This window comes from Allobosea sp. LjRoot90, from assembly GCF_964254315.1.
Classification (GTDB): domain Bacteria; phylum Pseudomonadota; class Alphaproteobacteria; order Rhizobiales; family Beijerinckiaceae; genus Allobosea.
Genome location: NZ_CAXUTF020000008.1, coordinates 16,067 through 36,866, shown reverse-complemented (window position 1 = coordinate 36,866; position 20,800 = coordinate 16,067). Strand labels below are relative to the sequence as shown.

General features: G+C 67.6%; 21 protein-coding genes. 6 read left to right on the top strand and 15 right to left on the bottom strand.

Annotated elements, in window-relative coordinates:
* The 3 genes from ACSQ3M_RS24025 to ACSQ3M_RS24015 all read left to right on the top strand — a co-directional run bounded on the left by ACSQ3M_RS24025 (nucleotide 1) and on the right by ACSQ3M_RS24015 (nucleotide 2,384).
* Nucleotides 1-933 carry a nucleoside hydrolase gene (locus tag ACSQ3M_RS24025; protein WP_436152596.1) on the top strand — a complete coding sequence of 311 codons (933 nt, stop codon included), beginning with the start codon at nucleotides 1-3 and terminating at the stop codon, nucleotides 931-933.
* 70 nt (nucleotides 934-1,003) lie between these two features.
* Entirely contained in the window at nucleotides 1,004-1,525 is a 522-nt protein-coding gene (locus ACSQ3M_RS24020) for a hypothetical protein (protein WP_436152595.1), read from the top strand.
* A gap of 10 nt (nucleotides 1,526-1,535) precedes the next feature.
* Nucleotides 1,536-2,384 carry a GNAT family N-acetyltransferase gene (locus ACSQ3M_RS24015; RefSeq protein WP_436152594.1) on the top strand — a complete coding sequence of 283 codons (849 nt, stop codon included), beginning with the start codon at nucleotides 1,536-1,538 and terminating at the stop codon, nucleotides 2,382-2,384.
* Here ACSQ3M_RS24015 and ACSQ3M_RS24010 read toward each other — a convergent pair.
* Nucleotides 2,365-3,258 (bottom strand): nickel/cobalt efflux transporter, encoded by an 894-nt coding sequence (locus ACSQ3M_RS24010; RefSeq protein WP_436152593.1) that lies wholly within the window; start codon nucleotides 3,256-3,258, stop codon nucleotides 2,365-2,367. The genes ACSQ3M_RS24015 and ACSQ3M_RS24010 overlap by 20 nt on opposite strands.
* A 214-nt stretch (nucleotides 3,259-3,472) precedes the next feature.
* On the opposite strand from ACSQ3M_RS24010, the gene ACSQ3M_RS24005 reads away from it, so the two are divergent.
* The 3 genes from ACSQ3M_RS24005 (at nucleotide 3,473) to ACSQ3M_RS23995 (ending at nucleotide 6,033) form a co-directional block, all read left to right on the top strand.
* Nucleotides 3,473-3,763 (top strand): metal-sensing transcriptional repressor, encoded by a 291-nt coding sequence (locus ACSQ3M_RS24005; protein WP_436152592.1) that lies wholly within the window; start codon nucleotides 3,473-3,475, stop codon nucleotides 3,761-3,763.
* Nucleotides 3,764-3,871: 108 nt separating this feature from the next.
* Nucleotides 3,872-4,639, top strand: a complete 768-nt coding sequence (locus ACSQ3M_RS24000; RefSeq protein ID WP_436152591.1) for an SDR family NAD(P)-dependent oxidoreductase — start codon at nucleotides 3,872-3,874, stop codon at nucleotides 4,637-4,639.
* 158 nt (nucleotides 4,640-4,797) lie between these two features.
* Nucleotides 4,798-6,033, top strand: coding sequence for an alpha/beta hydrolase (locus ACSQ3M_RS23995; RefSeq protein WP_436152590.1), 1,236 nt, complete (start codon nucleotides 4,798-4,800; stop codon nucleotides 6,031-6,033).
* A gap of 9 nt (nucleotides 6,034-6,042) precedes the next feature.
* On the opposite strand, the gene ACSQ3M_RS23990 is transcribed toward ACSQ3M_RS23995, so the two are convergent.
* The 14 genes from ACSQ3M_RS23990 to ACSQ3M_RS23925 all read right to left on the bottom strand — a co-directional run bounded on the left by ACSQ3M_RS23990 (nucleotide 6,043) and on the right by ACSQ3M_RS23925 (nucleotide 20,786).
* Nucleotides 6,043-6,900, bottom strand: a complete 858-nt coding sequence (locus tag ACSQ3M_RS23990; protein ID WP_436152589.1) for a TonB family protein — start codon at nucleotides 6,898-6,900, stop codon at nucleotides 6,043-6,045.
* Nucleotides 6,897-7,337, bottom strand: a complete 441-nt coding sequence (gene exbD / locus ACSQ3M_RS23985) for a TonB system transport protein ExbD (protein ID WP_436152588.1) — start codon at nucleotides 7,335-7,337, stop codon at nucleotides 6,897-6,899. The genes ACSQ3M_RS23990 and exbD overlap by 4 nt, the downstream gene beginning before the upstream one ends.
* A gap of 4 nt (nucleotides 7,338-7,341) precedes the next feature.
* Nucleotides 7,342-8,373: a tonB-system energizer ExbB gene (gene exbB / locus ACSQ3M_RS23980; RefSeq protein WP_436152587.1), complete on the bottom strand. Its 1,032-nt coding sequence runs from the start codon at nucleotides 8,371-8,373 to the stop codon at nucleotides 7,342-7,344.
* Between the two features lie 266 nt (nucleotides 8,374-8,639).
* Nucleotides 8,640-10,052 (bottom strand): FAD-binding oxidoreductase, encoded by a 1,413-nt coding sequence (locus ACSQ3M_RS23975; protein ID WP_436152586.1) that lies wholly within the window; start codon nucleotides 10,050-10,052, stop codon nucleotides 8,640-8,642.
* A gap of 4 nt (nucleotides 10,053-10,056) precedes the next feature.
* Nucleotides 10,057-10,821 carry an SDR family NAD(P)-dependent oxidoreductase gene (locus tag ACSQ3M_RS23970; RefSeq protein WP_436152585.1) on the bottom strand — a complete coding sequence of 255 codons (765 nt, stop codon included), beginning with the start codon at nucleotides 10,819-10,821 and terminating at the stop codon, nucleotides 10,057-10,059.
* Nucleotides 10,818-12,566 (bottom strand): SMP-30/gluconolactonase/LRE family protein, encoded by a 1,749-nt coding sequence (locus ACSQ3M_RS23965; protein ID WP_436152584.1) that lies wholly within the window; start codon nucleotides 12,564-12,566, stop codon nucleotides 10,818-10,820. Before ACSQ3M_RS23965 ends, ACSQ3M_RS23970 begins: the two co-directional genes overlap by 4 nt.
* Nucleotides 12,506-13,489, bottom strand: coding sequence for an NAD-dependent epimerase/dehydratase family protein (locus ACSQ3M_RS23960; RefSeq protein ID WP_436152583.1), 984 nt, complete (start codon nucleotides 13,487-13,489; stop codon nucleotides 12,506-12,508). Before ACSQ3M_RS23960 ends, ACSQ3M_RS23965 begins: the two co-directional genes overlap by 61 nt.
* Nucleotides 13,486-14,607 (bottom strand): ABC transporter ATP-binding protein, encoded by a 1,122-nt coding sequence (locus ACSQ3M_RS23955; RefSeq protein ID WP_436152582.1) that lies wholly within the window; start codon nucleotides 14,605-14,607, stop codon nucleotides 13,486-13,488. The genes ACSQ3M_RS23960 and ACSQ3M_RS23955 overlap by 4 nt, the downstream gene beginning before the upstream one ends.
* 10 nt (nucleotides 14,608-14,617) lie before the next feature.
* Nucleotides 14,618-15,448, bottom strand: a complete 831-nt coding sequence (locus tag ACSQ3M_RS23950) for a carbohydrate ABC transporter permease (RefSeq protein WP_436152581.1) — start codon at nucleotides 15,446-15,448, stop codon at nucleotides 14,618-14,620.
* Between the two features lie 217 nt (nucleotides 15,449-15,665).
* The gene (locus ACSQ3M_RS23945; RefSeq protein ID WP_129157911.1) at nucleotides 15,666-16,571 is read right to left on the bottom strand and encodes a carbohydrate ABC transporter permease; all 906 of its coding nucleotides are present in this window, start codon (nucleotides 16,569-16,571) and stop codon (nucleotides 15,666-15,668) included.
* Nucleotides 16,572-16,760: 189 nt separating this feature from the next.
* Nucleotides 16,761-18,038, bottom strand: coding sequence for an ABC transporter substrate-binding protein (locus ACSQ3M_RS23940; RefSeq protein WP_436152580.1), 1,278 nt, complete (start codon nucleotides 18,036-18,038; stop codon nucleotides 16,761-16,763).
* 26 nt (nucleotides 18,039-18,064) lie between these two features.
* On the bottom strand, nucleotides 18,065-19,234 hold the full coding sequence (locus ACSQ3M_RS23935; protein WP_436152579.1) for a mandelate racemase/muconate lactonizing enzyme family protein: 1,170 nt from the start codon (nucleotides 19,232-19,234) through the stop codon (nucleotides 18,065-18,067).
* A complete protein-coding gene (locus ACSQ3M_RS23930; RefSeq protein ID WP_436152734.1) occupies nucleotides 19,234-20,148 on the bottom strand; it encodes a dihydrodipicolinate synthase family protein in 915 nt (304 codons plus the stop codon). The genes ACSQ3M_RS23935 and ACSQ3M_RS23930 overlap by 1 nt, the downstream gene beginning before the upstream one ends.
* 158 nt (nucleotides 20,149-20,306) lie before the next feature.
* On the bottom strand, nucleotides 20,307-20,786 hold the full coding sequence (locus ACSQ3M_RS23925) for a copper chaperone PCu(A)C (RefSeq protein WP_436152578.1): 480 nt from the start codon (nucleotides 20,784-20,786) through the stop codon (nucleotides 20,307-20,309).
* Nucleotides 20,787-20,800 lie beyond the last annotated feature (14 nt).

Below are 20,800 nucleotides of genomic sequence, written 5' to 3'. Positions count from 1 at the left end.
ATGGCGCGCGAAACGATCGTCATCGATACCGATCCCGGCCAGGACGATGCGGTTGCCCTGCTGCTCGCCTTCGCCAGCGCGACCGAACTCGATCTCAAGGCGGTCACCACCGTCGCCGGCAATGTCCCGCTCGTGCTGACCACCGCCAATGCACTGCGCATCCGCGAGCTCGCCGGCCGCAAGGACGTGCCGGTTCATGCCGGAGCCGATAGGCCGCTGATCTTCCCGCTCTCGACCGCCGAATTCGTTTGCGGACCGGACGGGCTCGCCGGCGCCGATCTACCGCCGCCGCGCGGCAAGGCCGAGTCCGGCCATGCCGTCGAGGTTCTGATCGCCATCCTGCGAGCCGCGCCGGACGACAGCGTCACGCTCTGCCCGCTCGGGCCGCTGACCAATCTCGCTTTGGCCTTCCGGCTGGCGCCGGACGTGCTGCCCAAGGTGAAGCGCATCGTGCTGATGGGCGGGGCGCTGGCGCTCGGCAACATCACCCCGGCGGCCGAGTTCAATATCCATGTCGACCCGCACGCCGCCGCGATTGTCTTCAGCTGTGGCCGCCCGATCGTGATGATGGGGCTCGGCGTCACCCATCAGGCGATCGCCTCGCATGAACAGGTCGCCCGCCTCATCGCCTTCGGCAACGCGGCGGGGCGGGCCGTGCACGGCATGCTGACGCGTCCACGCCCCGGCGGGCTCGGTACCGCCGGCCATCCGATGCACGACCCTTGCGTGATCGCCTGGTTGCTCTGGCCGGAACTCTTTGCCGGGCGTGACTGTTTCGTCGAGGTCGAGACCGGTGACGGCCCGTTGCGAGGGCGGACCACCATTGACTGGAACGGCCGGCTCAAGCGGCAGGCCAATGCCCATGTCGTCGCGAGTGTCGAGGCAGAGGCGCTGTTCCAGCGCCTGTTCGACCGGCTCGCGACGTTGCCGTGAGCAGGATGCGAAAAAGTGGGAACCGGTTTTTCGCAGTAATCCCGCTCCAAACTATCTAGCGGAGAAGGATATGGCCCATTTCGTCGAGGAGCTGCAGCGCGAAGCCGAGCGCGCGATCATGGCGATGCAGACCGCTGCCCTCGCCGCCCGCCAGCTCCATGCCCGCGCCGAACTGATGCGCCATATGCTGACCACCGCCCGCAAGGTCGCCGGCAAGCCGAAGGCCGAGGCGGTCGAGACGGTGGTGCGCGAGTGGATGGATGCCTGGAACCTCGGCCGGCAGGACTGGCCGCATATCGCCCGCGAGATGGAGGCCTTCACCGCGGCCTTCCACGATTATGCCAATGAGCCCGGTGATGGGAACGACGGCGCCTTGCGCAAGGCTTGCGACGCGCTCGACGCCGTCCTCGCCCGCGAGAACACCTCGATCAGCGACCAGATGGCCTTCCGTTCGCAATGCGCCCATCGCTGGTGGGAGCTGGTGGTGCCGGTGCCGGCGGATCTGCCGGACGCGAAGCCGCGACCCTCGGTGCCGCCTCTCGATGCCGAGGCGCCGTTCTGGCAGTCCGGTTGTGCCGCGTTCTGTCGCTGAGGGCGCGCCGATGATGCCGCCACAGCTGACGCTTCGCCCTGCCGCTCCGTCTGATGCCGAGGCCTGCCAAAAACTTTCGGCGGCGATCGGGTGGCCGCATCGGCGCGAAGATTGGGAGTTTGCGCTCGCGCTCGGCCAGGGCTTCGTCGTGTCGAGCGAGGAGGACGTCGTCGGCATCGGGCTCTGGTGGGGTTTTGGCGCGACCCATGCCACGCTCGGCACGATCATCGTCGCGCCGGACCGGCAGGGGCAGGGCATCGGCAAATTGCTGACCGAGCAATTGATCGCGGCGACCGAGGGGCGGACGCTCGGGCTGGTCGCCACGGCACAGGGCGAGCCGCTTTATGGCAAATACGGCTTCATCGCCATCGACGAAGTCCGCCAGCACCAGGGCGACTGGCCGGAACTTGGCGCGCCCGTCCTCGCCGCGAATGAGAGCATGCGTCCGGCCGCCGCCGCCGATTTGCCGCTATTGGCCCAGCTCGACGGCGAGGCGACGGGACTGCCGCGCGCGTCCGTCCTCGAGGCTTTGCTGGCGCGCGGCCATGCGATCCTGATCGAGCGCGACGGCGCGCCGGCCGGCTTCGGCTTCCTGCGCCGGCACGGGCATGGCTGGCTGATCGGCCCGGTTGCAGCCCACGACGATGCCGCCGCCTGCAATCTGATCGCGGCGCTGCTGGCCGCCCGCCGCGGCGATTTCGTCCGGATCGACGTGCCGGCCCGCACCGGCCTCGGCGCCTGGCTGAGCGAACGCGGCCTGCCGCTCGTCGCCTCCGGCGTGGTGATGGCGCGCGGCGCTGCACCGGTCGCGCGCGGCCCGGCGCATCGTTTCGCTCTGGTCAACCAGGCGATGGGCTGACCAGCATCGCCGCGGCGCGCGGAGCCTGCGCCTGCAGCCCGCTCCAGCCGTGCCAGGCTGTGTAGAGGCCGACCAGCACGATCAGCGCGCCTGAGACATAGGGCGCGCGCGCCGCGACCGTCGACAGCCAGTTGGAGCGCTTCTCGATGGCGCGCAGGCTGAGCGAGGCGGCGATGCCGACGCAGACCAGCGTGATCGCCAGCCCGATCGAGAAGCACAGCACCAGCACGGCGCCGAGCGCAACCTCGCGCAGTTGCATGCAGATCAGCAACACGGTGATCGCCGCCGGGCAGGGGATCAGTCCGCCGGTCAATCCGAACAGCACGATCTGCCAGGTCGTCACCGGCCGGTCGGTGAAGCGCTGGCGGATGTCCTCTGCATGGTCGCGCTGATGCGCGTCCATCGGCTCATTGTCCGCGGCATCGCTGTGATCGCGGCTATGGCTGCGCCCGTGCGAGTGGCCATGAGCATGGGAGTGCCCGTGACTATGCCCATTGCTATGACTGCGGTCAGCCGGGCGTAGCGCGCGCTGCTCTGCCCAGGTCCGCCAGAGCATCCAGAGCGCGATGGCGATGATGATCGCGCCGGAGGCGAGCTGGAACCAGGGCTCGGTCGCTTCGGCGTCGAGATCGCGCGCCAGATAGAGGCCGCCGAGCGCGACGCCCCAGACGACGAGCGTGTGCGAGAGCGTCGCGGCGAGCCCGAGCAGCATCGCCTGCAGCACCGAGCCACGGATGGCGACGATGAAGGCCGCCATCATCGTCTTGGAATGGCCGGGCTCGAGCCCGTGCAGCGCGCCGAGCAGGATCGCGCTCGGAATGAACAGCCAGGCATGGCCAGCGCCCTGCGCCAGCAACTCGGTGAAGGTCGGCACGAATGCGTGCTCCGGATCCGGAACGGATCGCGCGCTGCCGTGCCGTCCGGCCTTGCCGGAGCTGGTCGGGGGCGCCCGTCTCGTCCTCGCCCGCCCGATCGCCGGGACGCGCCCGGTCTCGCGCCGGCGCCTGCCTGATCGGGGGCCGCTTGTGCAGCGGCTATGTCGATCTATAACCTCCCGGGGAGGATAGGATCAAGCTGCAGGACCCGGAATGCAGGACGAAGAGCACGCCAGGATCCACCATCACCGGCACCCGGAGATCATCACCCGGCTGAAGCGGGCCGAGGGGCATCTGCGCTCGACCATCGAGATGGTCGCCAATGTCCGCTCCTGCCTCGAGATCGCGCAGCAATTGCAGGCGGTCGAAGGCGCGATCGCCAACGCCCGCAAGATCCTGATCCAGGAGCATATCGGCCATTGCCTCGAGGAGGCCGCCGGCAGCCTGCCAGCCGAGTCGCGCGCGCTGCTCGCGGAGTTCAAGGCAGTCACCAAGTTCCTCTGAACGCCCTCCGCGAATGGCCGGGTTGCCGAAGCGGCGCTGGCGGTTCGGCGCCGGGTCGCGCAAGATCGTTCCTGAAACGATTTAAACTCGCATCCGACGGGAGGAATGATGCTCGAAGATCTGAAGGGGCTGCGCGCCCTTGTCACCGGCTCCAGCACCGGCATCGGCGCCGGCGTGGCCAAGGCTTATGCGGCGCATGGCATGCGCGTCGTGGTGCATTACAAGTCGAGCGAGGCCGAGGCGAACGCCGTCGCCGCCGAGATCAGGGCCGCTGGCGGCGAGGCGCATGTGCTGCAGGCCGATGTCGCCGAGAGCGCGCAGGCGGTCGACCTCGTCAACAAGGCCGCCGACAAGCTCGGCGGGCTCGACGTGCTCGTCAACAATGCCGGCGCGCTGGTGAAGCGCACGCCGATCGCCGAGATCGAGGACGAGTTCTTCGACGCCGTGGTCGATCTCAATGTCCGCTCGGTGGTGATGGCATCGAAGGCGGCGCTGCCCTATCTGAAGACATCCGGCAGCAAGGCGAGCGTCATCAATCTGAGCTCAATCGCCGCGCGCAATGGCGGCGGCCCCGGCTCCTCGCTCTATGCCAGCTCCAAGGCCTTTGTGCTCAACCTGACCCGCGGCATGGCCAAGGAGTTCGTGCCCTTCGGCATCCGCGTCAACGGCGTCTCACCGGGCGTGATCATGACGCCGTTCCACGAACGCTATTCGACGCCCGAGCAGATCGAGGCGATGCGCAAGACCGTCCCGATGGAGCGCGTCGGCACGCCGCAGGACAATGTCGGCGTCTTCCTCTTCCTCGCGAGCCCCGCGATGAGCGGCTACATCACCGGCCAGACCATCGAGGTGAATGGCGGTCAGTACATGGTCTGACCGCGACTGTGGCTTCGGCGTCCTTGACGGGTATCGCTGCAGCCGAGCATGGTCCGGGCTGCAAGCGGGACCTGGGGTAGTCAGTGATGCCGATCAGCCGCAAAGATCTGCTGTCGCCAGCCGCCCGACCTGGTGGCCGGGGCCCGGCAGCCGTCTTCATGGCGGTTTTCCTCGCCGGTTGCGCCGGCGACGTGAAGGGTGTGCTGCTGCCCGTTACCGCGACGGCCCCGGGCACCAGCAAGGTCACCATGCTGGTGGCGACGACGCGTGCCGCCGATCCGGATGCCGGCGTGCTGTTCTCGGGCGAGCGCGGCAAGCCGGCCTTTGTCGAGATGACCATCTCGTTGCCGCCCGCCAGCCGCCGCAAGATCGGCGAGGTGCAGTGGCCGAGCCGGCTGCCGGGCAATCCCGAGACCGATTTCGTCACGCTCAAGGTCGACAAGCTGGATGCCAAGACCGGGTTGGCGCGCCTGCACGAGCGTGTCTCGCGGGTGCCGAAGCGCCGCGTCATGGTCTTCGTCCACGGCTTCAACAACCGCTTCGAGGACGCGGTCTATCGCTTCGCCCAGATCGTCCACGATTCCGACGCGAATGTCGTGCCCGTGCTGTTCACCTGGCCGTCGCGGGGCTCGCTCTTCGCCTATGGCTACGATCGCGAGAGCGCGACTTATTCTCGCAACGCGCTCGAGGAGCTGCTGCAGGGGCTGGCGCGCGATCCGGCCGTCGGCGAGGTCTCGCTGCTGGCTCACTCCATGGGTAACTGGGTTGCACTGGAGTCGTTGACCCAGATGGCGGTGCGCAATCGTGGCATTCCGGCAAAAATCGCCAATGTCATGCTCGCCTCGCCCGATGTCGACGCCGACGTCTTCCGCACGCAGATCGCGGAGATGACGGGACGACGCCCGAAGTTCACTCTCTTCGTCTCCCAGGATGATCGGGCCCTTGCGATCTCGCGCCGGGTCTGGGGCGGCAAGGATCGCCTCGGCGCCGTCGACCCTGATGTCGAGCCCTACAAGAGCGAGTTCGAGGCGGACAAGATCACGGTCCTGAATCTCACCAAGCTGCGCACCGGCGACAAGCTCAATCACGGCAAGTTCGCCGAGAGCCCGGAGGTGGTGAAACTGATCGGCACGCGTCTCGTCGATGGCCAGCCGATCACCGATTCACGCGTCGGCCTCGGCGAGCGCCTGATCGAGGTCACCGGCAGCGCTGCGGCAGCGGTCGGCACCGCCGCTGGCATTGTGGTCACCGCCCCGATCGCGGTGGTCGACCCGCAGGTACGCCGCCACCTTGGCGACCGGGTCGAGCATCTCGGCAACAATATTCAAGACGCCGGAGCCGCCGTCGGCGACACCGTGACGACGCCGTTCCAGCCCCAGGGTGCCCCGCGCTGAGCGGAAGCCTTATCGGCTGAAGCGGATCGGCACCGAGAGCGAGATCGCCCCGCCACCGCCGACACCCGCCGGCGGAGCCGGAACCGGGCTGGCGCGGCGGATCATCGCCGCCGCTTCGGCGTCCAGCGCCGAATCCCCGGAAGAGCCGACGACGCGCGAGGACAGCACGTTGCCGCTGCGGTCGATCGCGAAGGCAACCTGGACCGTGCCGGGGCTCGCGCCGCCCGGAAAGCGCTTGTAGCGGTTGAGATGGGCGATCAGCGAGCCGCGCCAGGAGGCGGTCGAGACTGTCGGCTGGCTTGCGCTACCCTGCGCCGCGCTGGTTGGCGCCGCGGCGCGCTGCTCGGACGGCTTGGGCGCCACCGCTTCCGGCGCCCGGCGCTCGACCGGCTTGCGCTCGACGACCCTGGGCTTCGGCTTCTCTTTCTTCTTCTCGACGACCTTTGGCGGCGGCTTCTTCTCCACCGGCTTCAACTCGGGCGGAGGCGGCAGCAGCACGGCATCGAGCTTCGGGATCTGCGGCAGCTCTGGCAGCTTGACCTCCGGCTGCTCGACCGGGATCGGCTCCGGAACGGGTTCCGGTTCAGGCTCGGGCGGTGGCGTTTCCTTGATCGGCTCGGGTGGCGGCGGCTCAGGCTCCGCCCGCTCTGGCGCGACCGGCAGCTCCTCCAGCGGCGCTTCGGGCGCGACCGAGAGTGCGGCGAGTTCGATCATCACCGCCGGCTCCGGCGCGCCGGCAGCAGCTTCCGTCGGGCGCCAGTGCACGCCGACCCAGGCGAGCCCGCCATGGAGGGTGGCGACGGTGAGCGCCGCCGCACCCCAGCGCAGCGCGGCGAGCCAGCGGCGGTCGGGCGCCGAGGCGATCATGGCTTGCCGGCTCCCTGGCCGGTGTCCTCGAGCCCGACCAGCGCGATCTTGAGATAGCCCGCCTGGCGCAGCTTGTTCATCACGTCCATCAGCTCGCGATAGGCCACCGCCCCATCGGCGCGCAGGAAGACGCGCTGCTCGCGGTCATTGCTGGTCTGGCGGTCGAGTACCGCCTGCAATTGCTCGCGCGGCACCGTGTCGTTGCCGAGCGCGAGCGAGAGATCCTGCTTGACGGTCAGGAAGATCGGCTTGTCGGGCCGCGGCTGCGTTTGCGCATTCGAGACTGGCAGGTCGACTGCGACATCGACGGTCGAGAGCGGCGCCGCGACCATGAAGATGATCAGCAGCACCAGGATCACGTCGATGAACGGCGTGACATTGATCTCGCTGACTTCGCCGAGATCGCCGTCCTGCGGTTCCTTGAGCGAAACGGCCATCGTATCACTCCGCCGGCACGCGCGGCATGGCCGCCGGCTGGGCGGGGACCGCATGCAGGTTGGCGCGGACCTGCTGCGCGGCTTGACGGCGCAGTCGTTCGAGATCGCGCGAGAGATGGCGCAGCACCTCGCCAGACGCATCGGACAGCGTCGCGCGGTAGCCGCTGATGGCGCGGGCGAAGACGTTGTAGATGATCACGGCCGGGATCGCGGCGACGAGACCGATCGCGGTTGCGAGCAGGGCCTCGGCAATGCCCGGCGCGACCACGGCGAGGTTGGTCGTCTTCGACTGGCTGATGCCGATGAACGAATTCATGATGCCCCAGACCGTGCCGAACAGGCCGACGAAGGGGGCAGTCGAGCCAATGGTGGCGAGCAGGCCGGTGCCGCGCGCCATCGAACGGCCAGCACGCGCCTCGATCCGCGACAGAGCGATCGCCGCACGCTCCTTGATGCCGTCCTCGCCGAGGTCGCCGGAGCGCTCGCGCTCGCTCTGGGCGGCGCCGACCAGTTCAGCCACGGTGCCGCGTGCCCGGCCCTTGCGCCCGGTGATCGCCTGCGCGGCGTCGTCGAGATTTGCCGCTTCGACCAGTCGGCGAACGGCTCGCTGCGCGCGTGTCTTCGCGGCGGCGAGCTCGAGCGCCTTGGCGAGCCAGATCGTCCAGGTCACGAGCGAGGCGAAGGCAAGGCCGAGCATCACCGCCTTAACGACGATGTCGGCGGCCATGAACATGCCCCAGGGCGACAGGTCGTGCGGCAGGGTCGCCTGCGCCGCCGCGGGTGCCGGCGTCGGGCTGGGAGCGGGAATGGTAGCAGGGACAGCTGTCGGCGTCGGGGTGATCTGGCCGGTGGGAGCAGGAGCGGCCGGCGTGGTGACGCTCGGCGCCGGCACAGCTCCGCCATGGGCGCCGGAAGGGCTTTGCTGGGGAGCGGGCGCGGTTTCGGTCGGTGCGGTCTGGGCAAGGACGATCGAGCTCGTCATCGGGGCGGCGGCGAGGCCCGCTGCAAACAGGATTGTACCGATCAAACGCTGCATCGACTCTGGTCCACGGTCTTGCGGCGCTCCTCACCGCCGGGAGCGCTTTCAGGGCGAGGCCGGCCTCAATCGAAGCGTCCTCGGGTGATCGCGGAGCGCCGACCCTGGAAGGGACAGCGTCGAAGGCGACCGTCCCCAGCAGTTAAACCAGACGGAATTGGTTAGCAAATACAATAGTTTACACGTATTCTAAAGTAACGTGGCTGCCACCTTTGGTCCGGAACAGTTCAACTATTCCGGGGACTTCCCTCGATCGCAGGGTTGCTTCACGGTCGCGCGAGCACCGCACCGGGATTGAGGATGCCGAGCGGGTCGAATGCCTGCTTGACCGCTCTCATCAACTCCAGTGCCTCCGGCTGGGTATGCAGCGTCAGCGCGCCTGTCAGGCTGCGGCCGATGCCGTGCTCGGCGGTGATGCTGCCGCCGAAAGCGCCGATGATCGCGAAGACGCGCTCGTTGACTACGGTGGCGAGGTCGCCGAGCCGATCCCGCGGAGTTTCTTGCGGAAACAGCAGGACGACATGGATGTTGCCGTCGCCGACATGGCCGACGAAGAGCGTTCTGGCCTCCGGGAAACAATCGGCCGCCATCGCCTCGACCGCCGTGATGAAGGCGGGCACGTCAGCGACCGCAACGCTGGTGTCATGCGAGACGATCGGGCCGGCGCGGCGGTTCGCTTCCGCGACGGCGAAGCGCAGATGCCAGATCGCCTTGGCCTGTGTTTCGCTCTGCGCGATGGCCGCATCCTGAAGCAGACCCTGTTCCAGTGCCGTTCCGAGCGTCTCGGTCAGCAGCTCGCTAACCCGTCCTGAGGGATCGCTGTCGGCGAGCTCGATGAAGACATACCAGCTGTGCCGCCGTTCCAGGGGCAAGGCTGTGCCAGGCACGAGGTCCAGAGTAAGGCCCATCTCGCCATCGCACATCAGTTCGAAGCTGGAGATGCGTTCGCCGGCCGATTGCTTCAGCAAGGACAGCAGCTTCAGCGCGGCCGATGGGCTGTCGAGACCGCACAGCGCCGTTGCGCTGACACGCGGCCTTGGAAACAGCCTAAAGGTCGCGGCAGTAACGATCGCCAGCGTACCTTCCGAACCGATCACGAGCTCGCGCAGCGCATAACTGGCATTGTCCTTGCGCAGTGGCTTCAGGCCATGGATCACGGCGCCGTCGGCGCGGATATATTCGAGGCCGAGCACCAGATCGCGTACCGTGCCGTAGCGGATAACGTTGATGCCGCCGGCATTGGTCGCGACCACGCCGCCGATCTGGCACGAGCCTTCGCTGCCGAGGCTGAGCGGGAAGAGCCGGTTATTGTTTGCGGCCGCCTGCTGGACATCGGCGAGGATGCACCCGGCCTCGGCGATCAGCGTATCACCTTGGGTGTCGACAGCCCGGATCTTGTTCAGGCGCGCCAGCGAGAGCACGACGGCCGCGCCCGAAGCATCCGGTGTCGCTCCGCCTGAGAGCCCGGTATTGCCGCCTTGCGGCACGACAGGCGTACGGGTCGCCGTCGCCCAGCGCAGGATGGCCGAGACCTCCTCGACGTTGCGTGGCCGGAGCAGCGCCAGCGCCGCGCCCCGGTGCTTGCCGCGCCAGTCGGTGAGGTGCGGTGCCATCCTCTGCGGATCAGTAGTGATTGCGGTCGGATCGAGCACGGCGCGCAGATCGTCGAGCGCAGCCATTGCCTCAGACCGTGCCGGCATCGACGATGAAGTTCTGGCCGGCGCACATGCGCGAGACGTCGGAGCAGAGGAAGAGCACCATCTGGGCGACGTCTTCCGGCAGGATCTCGCCCTTGAGCGCCTGTGCGGCCTGGTTGGCCGCGCTCTTCTCCGGCGTCCACCACTGCCTGCGCTGGCGCTCGGTCATCACCCAGCCGGGCGTGACGCAGTTGACCCGGACCCCGTCCGGCCCGAGCGCCCGCGCCAGCGAGCGCGTAAAGCCGATCACCGCCGATTTCGCCGTGGTATAGGCGATCATGTGCGGCGAGCCCTTCATCCACGAGGTCGAGGACAGGTTGACGAGCGCGCCGCCACCGAGGCCGCGCATGTCGGGCGCCAACGCCTGCGCCACGAACATCATCGGCCGCAGGTTCACGGCGAGGCGATCGTCCCAGTAGGCTTCCGTCACCGCCTCGAAATCGTGCCGCTCGTCATGGCCGGCGTTGTTGATGCCGATGGCGAAGGGACCATGGATGGCGCGCGCCGCCGCGATCGCAGTTTGTGTTGCGGGAACGTCCCGCAAATCGACGGTATGAAAGGAGACTGCGCCGCTAGCGGCGGTGAGTTCCGCCGCCAGCCTTTCGCCACGCTCGACGTTGCGATCGAGGAAGGCGACCTTGCAGCCTTGCCGCGCCAGCGCCTCGACGATGGCACGGCCGATGCCGTCGGCCCCACCTGTGACGAGCGCGGCCTTGCCGGCGAGGTCGGGATAGCTGGCTTCGATCGTCATCCGCCGAATTCCGCTGCCGGCAGACCCGGAACATCGACCGGCAGGGTGAAGAGCCCGCCCGAGAACGGCGCTTCGGCCAGCACGCGCGAGGGCAGACGGATGCGCGCCGAGGTGATGAACAGTGTCTTGAAGTCGAGGCCGCCGAAGGCGAGGCTGGTCGGGCGTGGGACCGGCAGCCAGACCTCGCCGGCGAGCCTCCCGTCCGGCGCATAGCGGTGCAGGCACCAGCCGTCCCAGATCGCGCACCAGACGAAGCCCTCGGCATCGACGGCGAGTCCGTCGGGGCGGCCCGCGGCCTTGTCGATCTCGGCGAAGACGCGGCGGTTGGCGAGCGTGCCGGCGGCCGCGTCGAAATCGTAGGCATAGATTCGGCCATGGGCGGAATCGACGAAATAGAAGCTCCGCCCATCCGGGCTCCAGTCGAGCCCATTGGCGACGGTGAGCCCGCTCTCCTGCCGCTGCCAGGAGAGATCGGGCGAAATCGCGTAGAGCGCGCCGGAAGCGCGGCTGGCGTCGAGCCGCATCGTTCCGGCCCAGAGCCGGCCCTGCCGGTCGCATTTGCCGTCGTTGAAGCGGTTGTCGGGAATGTCGGCTTCGGGATCGGCGAGCCGCGTCAGGCGGCCGCTGGCGAAGTCGAAGGCCTCCAGCCCCTCCTGCGTCAGCGCCACCAGCCCGCCGCCGCGGCGGCCGAGCACGGCGCTGACCAGGCGCGGCAGCGTGACTTCCTCATTGTTGCCGGTTGCCGGGTCGAAGCGGTTGACCGAGGGCGCGAGGATATCGACCCAGTAGAGCCGCTGTTCGCCGGCTGACCAATACGGCCCCTCGGCGAGATGCGCGCCCCAGGGCAGCACGCATTGGACGTTCGGATCGACCGGCCGCGCCGAGCGCGGAGCCGGGGAAATGTTCATCTGCGTCGCGCCGACATTGCCGGAGATCTGCCGCGCCGCCGCCATCAGGTCGCGGCCGGTGGTGTGCAGCCGCTCCCGCGTCAGCCGCGAGGACGGGCCGAACACGCCGATCGCGGCGACGGCCCGGCCGGTATGGTCGAAGATCGGCGCCGCGACCGAGGCGACGCCGGCGACATGCTCTTCTTGCGAGACGGCGTAGCCGCGCGCCCGGGTCAATGCGAGGTCGGCGGCGAGCGCCTCCTCCTCGGTGATGGTCGTCTCGGTGAAACGCTCGAGCTTCAGCCGGTCGACGAGGGCGCGCTGTTCATGCGGCTGGACGAAGGCGAGCAGGGCCTTGCCGCCGGCGGTGCAGTGCAGCGGCGCCCGCCGGCCGATCTCGATGCGGAAGCCATAGGGGCCGCCGCGGCTGCGCTGGTCGATATAGAGCACCTCGCCATTGTCGATGGAGCAGAGGGCCGCAGTCTCGCGCGTCTCCTCGGCGAGCCGGTCGAGCGCCGGCGCGCCCGCGCCGCGCAGGTCGAAGGATTCCCAGACGCGGTGGGCGAGCTCGAACAGGCGATGGCCGAGCCTGTAGGTGTTGTCGCTCTCCTCGTGCCGGATCAGGCGGAAGGTCAGAAGCGTGTTGAGCATGCGCGCCAGCGTGCCCTTCGGCAGGCCGGTCGCGACTTGCAGGTCACGGAAGCGCGGTGGCGCCGGCGCTTCGCCGATCACGTCGAGCAGATAAAGGCCCTTGGCGAGGGCAGCCGCGCCGGTCGGAACGTCGCGCTCGCCCGGAGTCAGGACACGCGCTTCATCCGCGCCTGCGCCGCCTCGCCGATCATGCGCTCGAAGGTCCATTGCGGCTCAAATCCCAGTTCGGTCCGGATTCTGGCGTTCGACGTCTCGTAGAAGACGCCGGCGCCCGGCAGGTCGATGGTCTTCAACGGCAGTCCCGTCAACTCCGCCATCGGCGGCAACGCCACGGCGAAGTCGACCGGCGCGGTCGCGCCGAGGTTATAGGTGCGCCCCATGGCGCGCTCGTCGGTGAGCGCGAGCAGGATGCCGGCGACCATGTCGCGCGTATCGGTGATGTGCATGCGGAAGGGGCGCCCGGCCTCGTTGCGCGAGAGCACCAGTGCCTCGCCCCCGTCATCGATGGCACGCAGGGCTGCGACAGTCGCCGCATTGCCGAAGCCCTCCTGCTGCCGGATTTTCGGATGCAGGAAGAAGCGTGGGCCGGAGAAAAAGCTGCCGGGGTCGAGCAGCTCGCCCGCATCCTGTGTGTGTGAGAAGCGCAGGATCGTCGCGGGCGTCCCGCTCGTCCGCTCGAAGAAACGCACCAGCTCCTCGCCGAGCAGCTTGCTCAGCCCATAAGGCGAGCGTGGCTTCAGCGGGTGGTCCTCGTCGATCGGCTGATAGTCGGGAACGTTCTCCGGATAGACCTCGCCGGAGGAGGCGAAGACGAGGCGCTTCGGGCTCGCTGCAGCGGCCTCCTCCAGCAGGATGCGCGTGCCCTCGACATTGGCGGAGAACAGCCTGTCGCGGTCGGCCGGCAGCCAGGACATGAAGGCGCCGAGATGCAGGATCGCCTCGGCGCCCTGCACGGCCTCCTTCGCGGCGGCGCGATCGTCGAAGCCACCGAGCACCTCGCGATAAGCGGGATGATCGATGCCGCTGGCGCGCAGGTCGAAGCCGGTGACGCGATGCCCCGCTTCGAGCAATTGGCGGGCGACGCGCGAGCCGACACGTCCAGCGCTGCCGGTGACCAGGATGGTGCTCATCGGATCGCCTCGCCGCTGGCGGCATCGAAGACATGCAAGCGCGCCGGATCGAAGGACAGCGTCAGCGTCGCCTCGGGCGGCCGTGGCTCGGGATTGATCAGACGCGCGATCAGCGAAGTCCGCCGCGACTCATCCTCGCCGCCGGAACTCGCCTCGCGGCGGTGCTCCTCAGGCAGATCGACATAGACATATTGCTCGCTGCCCAAACTCTCGATCAGCCGCGGGGCCACCGTGAACGAGACCTGTCCGGAACCGGCGGAGATATGTTCGGGCCTGAGCCCGACGACGATCTCCTTGCCGGCAAGCCTAGCGGCGTTCGCGACGGGCAGCGTCACATCGTGGCCGAACAGCTTTGCCGTAGCTCCGCCGCCCGCCGCCTCGGCCTTCGCCTTGAGGAAGTTCATGCCGGGCGAGCCGATGAAGCCGGCGACGAAAAGATTGGCTGGCTCGCGGAACATCACGTCGGGCGAGGCGATCTGCTGGATCGCGCCATCCTTCATGATGACGATGCGGTCGGCCATCGTCATCGCTTCGGTCTGGTCGTGGGTGACGTAGATCGTGGTGACGCGCAGCCTTTTGTGCAGGGCGCTGATCTCGGCGCGGGTGTGGACCCGCAGCTTGGCGTCGAGATTGGAGAGCGGTTCGTCCATCAGGAAAGCCTGCGGCTCGCGTACGATCGCCCGGCCGAGCGCGACGCGCTGGCGCTGGCCGCCGGAGAGCGCCCGCGGCCGGCGTTCGAGCAGATGGTCGATGCCGAGGATCCTGGCGGCGTCCGTGACCCGCCGCTCGATCTCGACTGGGTCGGTGCCGCGCATCTTCAGGCCGAAGCCCATGTTCTTGGCGACCGTCAGATGCGGATAGAGCGCATAGTTCTGGAAGACCATGGCGATGTCGCGATCGCCCGGCGCGAGGTCGGTGACATCGCGCTCGCCGATCGCGATCGTGCCGGAGGAGGCTTCTTCCAGCCCGGCGAGGATCTTCAGCATGGTCGACTTGCCGCAGCCGGAGGGGCCGACGAGGACGACGAACTCGCCATCGGCGATGTCGAGCGAGAACGCCTTGAGGACGGCGAGCCCGCCATAGGATTTGGTGACGCTGTCGATACGGATTCCAGCCATGCGGGTTTTCTTACTTCTCGGCCCCGGCCGTCAGGCCGCCGACGAGATAGCGTTCGAGGAAGAGGTAGATCGCGAGGATCGGCAGGGCGACGAGGATGGAGGCGGCGGAGATGTCGCTCCAGTTCGAGATGTACTCGCCCTTCATCGTGGTGATGCCGAGATTGGCGGTCCAGTTGCCCTGGGCGTTGGTCAGGAACGTCCTGGCATAGGCATAGTCCGACCAGGACAGCACGAAACCGTAGAGCGCGGTCGCGGCCAGCCCCGGCGCCGAGACCGGCAGGATCACCCGGACCAGCGCGCCGAGCGGCGAGCAACCGTCGACCATCGCCGCTTGCTCGAGCTCTTGCGGGATCGTGTCGAAATAGCCCTTCAGCATCCAGGTCGTGAACGGGATGATCAACGTGGCGTGCGCCAGAATGATCGACCACAGGCTGCCGATCAGCTCGAGGTTGCGGAAGATGCCGAAGAGCGGGATCACCAGCAGCGTCGCCGGCAGCATCTTGGCGGTCAGGATGAACAGCCCGAGCGACTGGCCGCCACGCACCCGAAAGCGCGACAGGCTGTAGCCGGCGAGCACCGAGACCACCATCGAGATCGCGACCGCGCCGATGGCGGCGAGCGCTGAATTGCCGAGCCAGAGCAGGATCGGCCGCTCGGCCATGATCTGGCCGAACACGCCCCAGCGCGGCTCAGCTGGCCAGAAGCTCGGCGGCAATTGCCGAAGCTGGCTCGGCTCGGAGAGCGCGGTGACGACGAGCCAGTAGATCGGGAAGACCAGAATGGCGCAGGTTGCGACGACGAGCGCGTAGAGGGCTGCGGTACGGAGCGAGCGACGTCTCATGGGCGTCGCTCCTGCCGCTGCCGCGACCTGTCCTCTCCCCCCTTGTGGGGGAGAGCTAGAGAGGGGGGTATGCCACCCTCGACATATATCCAGCTTGGCGCGGAGAGGGCCGCGGGTGCGATACCCCCCTCCCAACCCTCCCCCACAAGGGGGGAGGGCTTGCGCCCGACGCGGCCGCCGTAACTGGCTTCGGACAGCTGAACCATCTCCCGCCTCCTCAGATGTTGTCCGGCGCGCGGGCGATCATCAGCCGGCTCGCGATCACGCAGACGATCAGGGTGATGACGCCGATGGCCGAGGCGTAACCCATCTTGAAGAAGCCGAAGGCCTGCTCGTAGGTCATGATCGAGAGGCTCTGCGTCGCCTTCAGCGGGCCGCCGCCGGTCAAAACGTAGATGATCGAGAAGTCGCGGAAGACCCAGAGCATCACCAGCACCAGCGTGACGCCGATCACCGGCATCAGCGAGGGGATGGTGATGTGGATCAGCCGCTGCCAGGCGCGGGCGCCATCGACCTTGGCGGCGTTGTAGAAATCCTCGGGGATCGACTGCAGGCCGGCCAGCATCATGATCGAGACGAAGGGATAGCCCTTCCAGACCATCACCGTGCAGACCACGGCGAAGGCCGCGTCGGGCGAGGAGAACCAGTTGATCGTCTGGTCGACCAGGCCGAGCTTGATGAAAAGCCAGTTCATCAGGCCGAAGGAGGAATCGAACAGCCAGGCGAAGATCACGACCGCGATCACCTCCGGAATCGCCCAGGGCAGGGCGACGAGCAGCCGTGCCAGCGCCTGGCCCTTGAAGCGGTTGTTGACCAGGAGCGCCGTGCTGAGCCCGAGCAGGAAGCAGAAGAACGAGACGATGGTGACGAGCTTGAAGGTCACCCAGCAGGCGTACCAGAACTCCTCGGAGGCGAAGAGCCGCTCGTAATTGGCGGTGGTGAAGGGTCGGCGCGGCTGATCGAGCCGGGCGATGTTGACGTTCTGGAAGGAGAGATCGACCGAGACGAACAGCGGATAGACGATGATCAGCGCGATCAGCAGCACCGCCGGCGCCAGCAGGAGGTAGCCGAGCCAGTGCCGTCGGCTCGGGCGGGCGAGGTCAAGGAAGGCTGATCGGGGCATGGGTCGGGCTTCCAAATTGGGCGCACGTTCCGCGACAGACCCCCTCTCCCCTTGCGGGAGAGGGCCGGGGTGAGGGGGCTCGCGACGCTGCTGATTAGCGATCGCTGCGCTAGCCGGCAGACGTACCGCGACCCCTCATCCGTCTCGGCTTCGCCGAGCCACCTTCTCCCGCAAGGGGAGAAGGGAAGGCTACTGCTTCTGCAGCGCCTCGGCCTTAGCCTGCATCGTTGCGGCGACGACCTTCGGATCGAGGTCCTGGATGATCATGCGCTGCGATTCTTCCATGACCATCTTGGCGAACTCGTTGAACTGCAGCTCCAGTCCCTTCGGGATCCGGTCGATCTTGGCGTCGGCGGCGGCCTTGGTCGCCTTCACCAGGAGGTCGAAATGCGGCGTGTCCTTGCTCGCTGCCGAGGTGTCGGCGCGCGGGGAAGGCGGCGGCGAGGCGCCCAGCGTCGCATAGCTCGACTGGAACTTGTCCGAGGTCGCGAGCGCGATGAAGTCCCAGACCAGTTTCTTGTTCTCCTTGGGCGCGTCGGCGGCGATGCCGAGCACGTTGGAGGAGCCGCCGACCGGTGGGTTGAACGGCACCATGCCGAGCTTGATCTGGTCCTTGGCCTTGCCCTTCTGGATGATCGGCCAGAGCCACGGCCCGTCCATCTTCAGCGCGATCTTGCCGTCGGCGAACATCTGGCGGACCTCGCCGGCCGGCAGGTCGCGCGGGGTCAGGCTGGTCTTGACGATGGTCTTCCAGCGCGACAGGCCCTCGATCATCTCGGGCGTATTGATCGTCACCTTGCCGGCATCGTTGGTCCAGCGCCCGCCGGCATCGAGCGTGTAGTTCATCATCTCGCTCATATACTGGCCGCCACCGCCCTTGGTCTCATGGCCGGTGCCGAACTGGTCGACGATGCCATCGCCGTTGATGTCCTTGGTCAATTTCCGCGCCGCCGCGAGGAACTCGGCATAGGTCTTGGGGGCCTCGAGACCTTCCTTTTTCAGCAGCTCTTCATTGTACGCGAAGATGTAGCCGAAATAGAGCATCATGGTGCAGACGGTCTGCTTGTTCCAGCTGCAGGTGTCTTGCCCGGCCCAGCCCCTGAGATCGAGTTTCGCCTCCTTGATGTAGGCGTCGAGCGGCTCCAGCCAGCCATTATCGGCGAACTTCTGGAACTCGAAGGAGGCGAGGTGGACGATGTCCGGTGGCTTGCCGCCGGCGAACAGCGTCGTCATCGTGTCGGCATAGGCGCCGCGTTCGACCTTGGTCCATTCGATCTTGACGCCGGGATGGGTCGCCTCGAACTCCTTGATCACCGAGCCCCACCAGTCGCCGACGCCGCGCTCGTCCTTCTGCCAGGAGACGAATTTCAGCACCTTGCCCTGCGCCAGTGCGGCGCTGGGGAGAAAGCCGGCGGCGAGCGCGAGCGCAGCCGCGGACAGTGCAAGTCCAAGCCTTTTCCTCGTCATGGTCTCCTCCTCCCTTGGTTTTATCGTTACAGTCGCTTCAGCAGCTTGAGCGCCTCTTTCGACGGCTCGACCCCGAGGCCGGGCCCGCTCGGCAAACGGTAGAAGCCGTCGCTGCAATCCATGTCGCCTAGGAGCAGCCGCCGGTTCGGTTCGAAGATCGAATGCTGGAATTCGTGGCATTCGACCGCCGCGAGCGCTGAGGATGCATGCAGGCTCGCCGCCAGGAACAGTCCGATGCCAATCGTGGCGTGCGGGATCACCCTGAGGTGATGCGCCTGCGCATAGAGCCCGATGCGCATGAATTCGGTCACGCCCTTATGGCCCATCTCGGGCTGGACGATGGCGCAGGCCCGGCGCGCGACCCGCGGCACGAGATCGTAGACCGTGCGCCATTCCTCGCCCGCCGCGATCGGCGTCGAGACTTTCGCGGCGACGTGGGCAAGCCCGTCGAGATCCTCCGGCTTCACCGGAGCCTCGGCGAACCAGAGCCCGTGCGGCTCCATCGCCCGGATCGCTGCGACGGCCTCTTCGCCGGTGTGGACCCAGTGCATGTCGCAGGCGATGCGTGCCTTCGGCCCGAGCATTTCGCGCAAGGTCTCGATCTCGGCGACATTGCCGTCATCGGCGACGGGAGCGGCGAACTTGAAGCTGTCGAAGCCCTTGGCCTGCCACTCGGCGGCAAAATCGGCTCGCTCCGCCCGCGTCGGCTTGGGCAAACCGGAGATGTAAGCCGGCAAGCGTTCATGCTTCTGGCCGCCGAGCAACTTGACCAGCGGCAGGCTGGAAAGCTTGCCGCAGAGGTCCCAGAGCGCGATGTCGATCGCGGCGAGCGCATCGAGATAGAAGCCGCCGGTATAGCCGCGCACCCGCATCAGGTCGTAGAGATCGTCATGGATGACGCTGACGTCGCGCGGATCGCGGCCGACGACGAAGGGGCCGAGCAGGTCGTCGATGATCGCCATCGCGGCGCCGGGCGCGACGATGCCATAGGTCTCGCCCCAGCCGACCGCGCCGCTCGCGGTCTCGATCCGGGCGACCACGGTGCGATCGACCGTCGGATAGACGGTGCGGTTGCCCTTGCGGACGATATAGCCGTGATCGTTGATGCGCTCGCCTTCGCGCAACGCGCCGAGATAGGGCGTCTCGCGCGGGATGGTTATCGAGAAGACCTCGACGCGGGCGACGCGCTCGGCCATCACGCCTCTCCGGCGAGGGCAGGCGCGCGCGCTTCGACCGCCATCAGGTCGGCGCAGGCCTCCAGCCAGGCGTCGATCTCGGCGACATCCCGGGCATCCATCGGCGGCACCTTCGCCCGCACGACCTGGTTGGTCAGCACGCCGCGCCTGGTCAGCACATGCTTGGTGAAGGCCATGCGGAAATTGAACTGGATCACCAGCAGCGGCAGCGTGCGCATATAGAGCTCGCGCGCACGGGCGAGGTCGCCGCTGCGATAGGCCCGGTCCATCACGACATGCACATCGGCGAACTCGACCGCTGGCATCGCGCCGCAGGCGCCGCGATTGTATTCGTCGATCAGGTAGCGCGCGCCGCCGCCGCCGATGACGCCTTTCAGATGCGCCGGCTTGCCGGCTGCGATCGCCGAAATGGCGAGGCCCGACGGCAATGTCTCTTCCTTGACATAGGTGATCGCCGGGTTGTCGCGGACGATCGCCAGAATCGCCTCGGGCTTGAGGTCGGAGCCGCGCGGCGCCGGTGCGTTCTGCAGCACGATCTCGATGCCGGGCACGGCTGCGGCGATCTCGGCATAGAAGGCCGAGACGGCTTCGGTCGTGGTGCCGACGCTCTTCGGCGCCTGGATCATGACATGGCTGACGCCGTTGGCGAGGGCTTCGCGGCAATGCGAGATCGCCTCGAGCGCAGTCGGCGCGCTTGCGCCGGCGACGATCGGCAGCCGCCCGCCGATGCGGGCAACCACGACCTTCAGCAGGGCGCCCCGCTCGGCCGCAGAGAGATCGTCGACCTCGCTGGCGAAGCCCGGGAACACCACGCCGTCGACACCACAGGCGAGGGCAAAATCGACGATCCCCGCCATTGCGTCGGGATCGATCGCCCCTGTCTGCGTGAACGGCGTCGGCAACACCGGGAGCATGCCCTGCAGCACTGCGTTCCTCCTGTTGATCCATATTATGGATCATTTGTTTTCTAATATGGACCGTACTTCTCATACTGCGGATCGTCAAGCGCGCATGAAAAAGCCGCCGGGCAGATGCCCGGCGGCTTTGGTGGTTCAGCAGCAGTTGGTCCTGGTTAGTGCTTGTGAGCTTCGGCCGGGGCGCGGGCGCCGACCGATTGCACGGAGAACTCGACCGGAACCGGCCCGGCCTTCTCGAAGGTCAGCGTGCCTTTGACCGTCTCGCCTTCCTTGAGCTGGCGCTTCAGATCCATGAACATGATGTGGTAGCCGCCGGGCTTCAGCTCGGTCTTGGCGCCCGGCTTGAGCTCGACGCCATCGGGCAGGCCGCGCATGGTCATCACGCCGTTATTGACAGCCATTTCGTGGATCTCGACCTTGCCGGCGATCTCGCTGCTGCCGCCGAGCAGGCGGTCGGGCGTGGCTCCGGTGTTGGTGACCGCGACATAGCCGCCGGCGACCTTGGCGCCGGCCGGGGTCGCGCGCGTCCAGGGTTGTTCGATCTTGAGCGGGCCAGCGGTGTAGTCCTGCGCCAGGACTGTGCCGCAGCTCAGGGCGAGAGCCGCAGCGGTGAGGGCGAGGCGAAACTTGATCATGTCGAGGCTCCTTG